This is a genomic window from Ruegeria sp. AD11(2025) (assembly GCF_056542405.1).
Genome location: NZ_JBQFZU010000061.1, coordinates 1 through 7,638 on the forward strand (window position 1 = coordinate 1; position 7,638 = coordinate 7,638).

Annotated in this window: 6 protein-coding genes; 5 read left to right on the forward strand and 1 reads right to left on the reverse strand. The window is 54.9% G+C overall.

Annotation, left to right across the window (positions count from 1 at the left end; genetic code table 11):
- Positions 1-260: 260 nt before the first annotated feature.
- The gene (locus tag ACR1XY_RS23775; RefSeq protein ID WP_480597180.1) at positions 261-1,196 is read right to left on the reverse strand and encodes a LysR substrate-binding domain-containing protein; all 936 of its coding nucleotides are present in this window, start codon (positions 1,194-1,196) and stop codon (positions 261-263) included.
- A 237-nt stretch (positions 1,197-1,433) separates the two neighbouring features.
- Between ACR1XY_RS23775 and ACR1XY_RS23780 the strand changes: the two genes are divergently transcribed.
- The 5 genes from ACR1XY_RS23780 to ACR1XY_RS23800 all read left to right on the forward strand — a co-directional run.
- A complete protein-coding gene (locus ACR1XY_RS23780) occupies positions 1,434-2,384 on the forward strand; it encodes an ABC transporter substrate-binding protein (protein ID WP_480597182.1) in 951 nt (316 codons plus the stop codon).
- A gap of 85 nt (positions 2,385-2,469) precedes the next feature.
- On the forward strand, positions 2,470-3,498 hold the full coding sequence (locus ACR1XY_RS23785) for a quaternary amine ABC transporter ATP-binding protein (protein WP_480597185.1): 1,029 nt from the start codon (positions 2,470-2,472) through the stop codon (positions 3,496-3,498).
- Positions 3,498-5,480 carry an ABC transporter permease gene (locus tag ACR1XY_RS23790; RefSeq protein WP_480597187.1) on the forward strand — a complete coding sequence of 661 codons (1,983 nt, stop codon included), beginning with the start codon at positions 3,498-3,500 and terminating at the stop codon, positions 5,478-5,480. Before ACR1XY_RS23785 ends, ACR1XY_RS23790 begins: the two co-directional genes overlap by 1 nt.
- Before the next feature lies 1 nt (position 5,481).
- Positions 5,482-5,853, forward strand: a complete 372-nt coding sequence (locus tag ACR1XY_RS23795) for a cupin domain-containing protein (RefSeq protein ID WP_480597191.1) — start codon at positions 5,482-5,484, stop codon at positions 5,851-5,853.
- Positions 5,850-7,638, forward strand: a 1,789-nt coding sequence (locus tag ACR1XY_RS23800) for a DUF1989 domain-containing protein (RefSeq protein ID WP_480597194.1), incomplete at its 3' end; no start/stop codon positions are given. The genes ACR1XY_RS23795 and ACR1XY_RS23800, both read left to right, overlap by 4 nt.

Genomic DNA, 7,638 nt, shown 5'->3' on the forward strand with positions numbered 1-7,638 from the left:
AGAATCGATGCCGATCTTGGCACCGATTTCCTGAATCGGCTTCTTGTTCGCTTCGCGGGCGATTTCGATGTCGGATTTATAGCTCATTGGGTTCTGGGCTCCGTGCAAAGTAGGTCGAACGAATTCAAACCCGCCCGCATATGCGACCGGGAGAGGAATCGAAAACTTTCTTTAAGGTAAATAATTATTCCTTTCGGTCAACCTCGGAGTTGCAGAGGCTTTGACCAAATGGGTATTTATCGCGCGATGGCACCATCGAATCACGCGTAACGTTTGCGCCCTGCGCTAAGCCCCAACAACCAATCTTCTACGATGCGGCGTTCCGGAAAGGTTTTGTGCGTTGGGCTTTTCAGAAGATAATACCCCGACTGTGTTCGCACCGAGACGTCATGGATTGGTCTGACCAACGCACCGCTTTCGAGCAGCGGGTCAACAAGATGGGCCCAACCCAATGCGACCCCCAAACCATCAACTGCCGCTTGTATGGAGAGAGGATAAGTGTTGAAGGCCACAGCGCGTTCCATAGATGCGGTAGAAATTCCATTGCCGCTAAGCCAAGTATGCCATGTCATCCATTCCGCATGACTGCTGGTCACTTCAATCAGATCCAACTCTGGCAGAGCAGATAGAACAGTCGCGTTCGGATTACTTTTGAGGTATTCTGGGCTACAGACCGGGAAAACCGTTTCCCCGAACAAAAGCTGAGCATCATATCCGGGCCAATCGCCATCCCCGCGCAAAATCGTCAGATCCATAGAGTCAGACAGGCATTCTGCATCGCTGTCTGAGGACACCAGCGAAATACGGATGCGGCCATTGGATTTATTGAATTTGCGCAACTGCGGCATCAACCAGAGCGACGCTACGGAATTGGTAGCTGAGATCGATACAGTGTTAGCCTGATGTTTGGCCAGCATATCACGGCTGACATCCCGCATCAGCTCCAGCGATTTTTCCACGGTTGCCAACAAAATGGCACCCTGCTGGGTCAGGGAAACAGATCGATGCCCGCGGACAAACAGGGGTACATCGTAATGCTGTTCCAGCAACCGCACTTTGCGGCTGATGGCAGTCTCGGAAATATTCAACACCTTACTGGCATGTGCAAAGCTCTGAGCCTTTGCAGCGGCCTCAAATGCCAGAAGGTAATCGAGCGGCGGCAGAATCTTACCGGTAACAGGTGCTTTCTTCGACATCCGTGGGCAGGGTCCCGATCTTTACGTGTTCGCAATCAAAAATATTTGCCCGCATCAGTTCGATCCCGATCGGGCAACTGGCTGTTAAAATAGCGAAAAACTGGATTAGCCTCAAGAAATTGTGGGCAAAGCCTCGCAAATTTCTGTTCTGCGCCTGGAGTGATTTTAGGCAGAATGCACAAATTCGGGGCCGGAAGAGTCCGCAATTCAAAAATGAACTTCACTCAGGGAGCAAACATGAAACTCACAAATCTAATTTCTGCTGCAACCTTGGCAGCAGTTGCGGGCACCGGAGCGATTGCCGAAGACAGCAGCGATCCGATCGTTATCCCAATTCACAACTGGTCCAGTCAGATCGTGATGTCATACGTTACCGGCCAGCTACTTGAAGAGATTGGCGACAACGTCGAATACGTCACGACAGATAGTCAGGCGGTGTACGAGTCGGTGCGCTTGGGCGACGTCACGCTTGAGATGGAAGTCTGGGAAGGCGCGTTTGGTGCATCGTTCCGCGCCGCGCTGGACAAGGGTGGTCTGCATGATGCGGGCGATCATGATGCGGTCACGCGGGAGGATTGGTGGTATCCGATGTGGACCAAGGAATCCTGCCCAGGCCTGCCCGACTGGAAAGCTCTGAACGACTGTGCGCACCTGTTTGCAACAGCGGAAACCGGCGACAAGGGCCGGTATCTGGATGGTCCGGTTGACTGGTTGAAGCACGGTAAGGAACGTGCCGAAGCGCTGGATCTGAACTTCACCGTTATCAACGCGGGTTCGGCGGCGGCCTTGTGGGCGGAAATTGGCGCGGCAGAAGCGGATAAGAAACCGGTTCTGGTCTTCAACTGGACACCCAACTTTGCCGAGGCCGTCTGGCCCGGTGAGTTTGTTGAATTCCCTGCATGGGAAGATGGCTGCGACAAGGATCCTTCGAAAGGTCCGAACCCCGATGCGCTATATGATTGCGGCAACCCTGCCACCGGCTATCTGAAGAAGGCGGCATGGGATGGTATGAAGGACAAGTGGCCAACCGCGTATTGTGTGCTGACCAATATCTCGTTCACCAATCCGCAGATCGCGGAAATGGCAAAGCTGGTCGATACTGACGAACTGGAACCGGAAGATGCGGCAACTGAGTGGCTGGATGCCAACCGTGCTGTTGTTGATCCCTGGATCAGCGCCTGCAGCTGATTACTCGGCCACACATAACGAAACTTGCGTGGCCTTACTGATATCAGTGCAGTAAGGCCACGCTTAACAAGAAAGAATGGCAGCCATGTCCACCACAGCGCCTGTAATCTCAGCCAAAAACGTTTGGAAACTGTTTGGGCCCTCGCCCGACAGCTATCTGAAGTCCATGCCGGCAGACCGCAGTTTCGACGAGATTCGCGCTGACGGCTACATCGCCGGGGTCAAGGATGTATCGATTGAGGTTGGTCGGGGTGAAATGCTGGTCATCATGGGGCTGTCGGGATCAGGAAAATCCACTCTGGTGCGCTGTTTCTCGCGCCTGCATGACATCACCGGAGGCACCATTGAGGTCGACGGTCAGGATATTATGAGCCTGAGCGAGCGCGAACTGATCGAGTTGCGGCGCAACAAGATGGGCATGGTGTTTCAGTCCTTTGGCCTGCTGCCGCATCGTACCGTTTTGGACAATGTGGCGTTCCCTTTGGAAATGCGTGGCCAGGATCGCCATGACCGGCGCGAACGCGCTTTGGAAGTTGTCAAACTGGTCGGCCTTGAGGGCCGTGAAGAGTATTTTCCGCGCGAACTTAGCGGCGGCCAGCAGCAACGTGTCGGCATTGCCCGTTCTTTGGCGATTGAGCCGGATATCTGGTTTCTGGACGAGCCGTTTTCGGCCCTTGACCCGTTGATCCGTCGTGAAATGCAAGATGAATTCCTGCGACTGCAAGAGATGCTGGGCAAAACCATCGTCTTTATTACTCACGATTTTGACGAGGCGCTGCGTCTGGCGGATCGGATCGCGATCATGCGCAATGGCGCGGTAGAACAATGCGATACGCCGGATCAGATCATCATGAAGCCCGCCACGGAATACGTGGCGAAATTCACCGAGGACATCGACAAAGCCCGCGTGGTGCACGCGAAAGGACTGGCAAAACCGGTCAACGGACACGCATTGGAAGGCGCGCCAATCAATGGCGGTTCAACCATCCACGAACTGGCACGGGTTTTGGTCAATGACAACCGCATCTTGTTGCCGGTCGCGGATGACAAAGGCGTTGTCACCGGCGTTCTGGAACGTGACGCAGCGTTGAATGTTCTGCTCGGAGCCGAGTGATGGCGACACTGTCCACTGAACTGCCGGATACCTCGGACAAACCGTGGGGGCGTACTCGCGTGCTTACTGCACTGCTGGTTGCGTCCATTGCGCTGATCCTTGCCAAGGCTGTTGGTATTCTGCCTGAATGGCTGAACCGGATTCCAGAGGCTGCAATCCCGCCAACTGCACAGGTTTTGGACGCTATTTTTAACTTCATTCAAAACGATCTTGGCCTAATCTACGTCACCCGCTTTATCGCTGAAGGCCCGCTTGAGTTCTTGTTGGACACATCAGCTAACCTTTTGGAGGGCAAGCGTCGCTGGCCCTATTTAGGGCCAATCCCATGGTCGGCAATCGCCGCTGTTGCAGCCGTGATCGGCTATGCTGTCGGAGGTTGGAGACTGGCCGTTTTGGGGGCCGGAACCTTCATCTGGACCGCCGCGATCGGACAGTGGAAGATGGCCATGCAAACAATGTCCGTCATTGTGGTTGCGGCACCACTGGCCTTTCTGCTGGGATTGACCTTGGGTATCGCTGCGTGGAAATACGGCTGGTTCGAAAGAATGCTGAAACCGGTTTTGTCCGTTCTGCAAACTCTACCGTTTTTTACATACCTTTTGCCCGCCGTGATCTTCTTCAAAGTCGGGCCAACAGCCGGTGCAGTTGCGACGATTACCTTTGCCATCCCGCCGATGATCCTGATGACCACTCTGGGCCTGAAGAAGGTCAGCCCCGAAGTGATCGAAGCAGGCAAGATGTCTGGATGTACCCGTTGGCAGATGCTGCGCCATGTCTATGTTCCAGCCGCACGCACCGAGATTTTGGTTGGCGTTAATCAGGTAATCATGTTGTGCTTGGCTATGGTGGTGTTGACCGCCTTCATCGGCATGCCCGGCCTTGGTGCCAAGCTATTGGCGATGATGGGCAGCTTCAAACTAGGTCGTTCTTTTGAGATTGGTGTGACCATCGTTCTTCTGGCCGTCATGCTCGATCGGATGTCCAAGGCCTGGGTCGTCAAACAGCCTGTTCACTTCGAACGTGATACGCCGTGGTGGAAGCGGCATCAGACCTCACTGATTGCGCTGGGTCTGTTTGTTGGGTTCACTCTGCTGTCGCAGATCTTCCCGATCCTGGCCGAGGTCGGCCGCAAGCAGCATCTGAGCCAGGGCAAGGAAATCGACGTGGTGATCAAGTCATTCCTGGCAATCGATGTCATCAAAGGGACAACCGAATGGTTGCGCTGGTTCCTGAACGTCAAGGTTCTGATCCCGTTCCGGAACACGTTGCTTGCCATTCCGACGCCTGCTTTCATCCTGCTGGTTGTTTCCTTTGCCTATTGGGTCGGTGGTCGTAGGCCCGGTATCTATGCCGCAGTCTTCTTTACGATCGTGGCTTTTTCGGGCTGGTGGGATCGGTCGGTCATCACGCTCTACACTGTGATTTCAGCAGTCGCGCTGGCGACACTGATCGGTATCCCCTTGGGTGTTGTCGCTGCTCGGTCCACTCGCTGGTCCAAGAGCATCCTGCTGGCCTGCGACACCGCGCAAACTTTTCCAAGCTTCATATACCTGATCCCCGCGATCATGTTGTTCGGCGTCAACGATGTGGCTGTTGTCTTCTCGATCCTGATCTTTGCCGCTGTGCCGCTGATCCGTTACACTATTATTGGCCTCAGCAGCGTACCGCCGGAAATGACCGAGGCTGCCGACATGTCCGGCTCGACCCGTCGACAAAAGCTGATGTCGGTGCAGTTCCCTCTGGCGCTGCCGACAATGGCGGTCGGGTTCAATCAGGCAATCATGTTTTCCTTCTTCATGGTCATCATCGCGGCGTTCATCGGTACGCAGGACCTGGGACAGGAATTGCAGCGCACACTGGCAGGCACAGAGTTGGGCAAGAATTTTGTCCTTGGTCTGAACGTGTCGCTGATGGCGCTGACCTTTGACATGGCCATCAGCAGCTGGGCGGAACAGCGTAAAAAACGACTGGGGCTCGACTGAGATGGCAAAGCTACAGAACAGACGCACCGTAGCACGATTCGACGATACAGGGTTTGTCCCAATGCGGATGGAAGGCCTGCTAGACGAGCAGATCTGGTGGAAGAACGTCAGCTTTGATGAAGAAACCGGGCAAGGCAGCTATCTGATGAAGATGGCGCCCGGCACACGCTCCAACCCTCATATCCATCACGGGCCAGAAGAGTTCTTCGTCCTCGATGGTGATCTGACCGATCACGATGGGTTTTGTTATCGCAGCGGCGACTTTGTCAGCCTTGCTGCGGGGTCCAGCCACTATTCACGCACCGAGGCGGGATGCCTCTTGGTGGTCACCCACCGCGGTGCAACCCAAGCCATTCAGGAAGAAGCACTATGAATGTTAAGCCGGTTTTCGAAGTGCCATTCGAACGCAGCGGAGTTCTGGCCCCCGGCCTTCCAATCCTGCCGCATGGGACAGAGCGCCACCCGGTCCCCGGAATGGGGTCACGCGCTGTTCCGGTATCCAAGGGCGATACCATAACGCTGCTGGATCGCGATGGGATGCAACCAGCGGAAATGGTCTTCTTTGCCCCTGACCGGAGTTCCGATGCGGCCATGCTGGGCACGCAGGGGCATGGGCGGCCCGAAGGGTTGATTGCTACGCTGGCAAATGGTTCCGCTTCGGGGAAAAAGGTACTGCAAGCTTTGGAAGTCGCGGGTTTCGACATCGGAAAAGGCGACGCAATTCGCGCATTCACCGATGGGTCTCGTCCCGGAGATATGGTTCATTTCGTGGTGGAAAGTGATGGTCTTCTGATTGTCGCCGCACCTGGCATGGCAATGCGTCCAGAGGACAACAACCCGCCCACGGATATCATCCTGTATATTCAGCGCTCTGCACCCGGATTGGAAAAGCCCCTTGTCGGCCCACCTGATCCGTTGGCTGATCCTCTGAAGGACATCAACATTCAGCCCGGCAATGCCAAGTCTTATGAGGTCAAGGCAGGCGAATTCATTCAGATCGTGGATGTTCGTGGACGAGAGTGCTCGGATTTTCAAGCCTTCAGCCGCCGCGCACTGGATCAGGGGATCGAGCGCGAAATCGACCCGACAACGACCCGCAGCCTGATGGGTAGCTTGTATCCACAACCGGGCATATTCTCGAAGTACTGGTCGGTCGACCAGGAACCTCTGATCGAGATCGTTCAGGATACGTGCGGGCGCCATGACACTTTCGGTCTCGCGTGCACGGCGCGATACTACGAAGATCTTGGATATCCGGGCCACGTGAACTGCTCGGAAAACATCAACAAGGATCTGGATCAGTATGGCATTAAACCGCGTGGTGGATGGCCTGCGATCAACTTCTTTTTCAACACAATACTGGACGACACCAATGCAATAGGCATGGACGATCCTTGGTCTCGCCCCGGTGATTTCGTCCTGCTGCGGGCACTGACTGATTTGGTCTGCGTCAGCACTGGATGTCCCTGTGACATCGATCCGGCAAACGGCTGGAACCCAACCGATGTTCAAGTGCGAACCTACAAGGCGACCGAGGATTTTACACGATCCTACGGCTATAGAAAATCTGCGGAGGCGGATGTGGAAGAAACTAAGGAAACAGCATTTCACGAGTGCTTTGGACGGCACACCCGTGATTTCGTCGAATACAACGGCTATTGGCTGCCCAACACGATGACCAATCATGGTGCCATTGCTGAATACTGGGCCTGCCGGGATAAGGTCGCCGTCATGGACCTGAGCCCTCTGCGGAAATACGAGATTGTCGGACCTGACGCAGAAGAGCTGATGCAGCTTTGCGTGACCCGCAACATGAAAAAACTGAGCGTTGGTCAGGTCGTCTATACGGCCATGTGCTACGAACATGGAGGTATGATAGACGATGGCACGGTCTACCGGCTGGGTGAGACCAATTTCCGCTGGATTGGAGGCAACGACACCAGCGGATTGTGGCTGCAGGAACAGGCACTAAAGCGAAATATGAATGTCTGGGTGCGTAACTCGACGGACCAGTTGCACAACATCGCGGTCCAGGGGCGGCACAGCCGCGACATCCTTTCCAAGATCTTCTGGACACCGCCACAACAACCGACGATCGAAGAATTGCCTTGGTTCCGGCTTACCATAGCTCGGGTTGGTGATGTGCAGGGGAAATCCG

What these genes read in the sequence shown, in the direction of transcription:
- ACR1XY_RS23775 (WP_480597180.1), bottom strand. Translation starts at nt 1,196, where the DNA reads ATGTCGAAGAAAGCACCTGTTACCGGTAAGATTCTGCCGCCGCTCGAT.
- ACR1XY_RS23780 (WP_480597182.1), top strand. Translation starts at nt 1,434, where the DNA reads ATGAAACTCACAAATCTAATTTCTGCTGCAACCTTGGCAGCAGTTGCG.
- ACR1XY_RS23785 (WP_480597185.1), top strand. Translation starts at nt 2,470, where the DNA reads ATGTCCACCACAGCGCCTGTAATCTCAGCCAAAAACGTTTGGAAACTG.
- ACR1XY_RS23790 (WP_480597187.1), top strand. Translation starts at nt 3,498, where the DNA reads ATGGCGACACTGTCCACTGAACTGCCGGATACCTCGGACAAACCGTGG.
- ACR1XY_RS23795 (WP_480597191.1), top strand. Translation starts at nt 5,482, where the DNA reads ATGGCAAAGCTACAGAACAGACGCACCGTAGCACGATTCGACGATACA.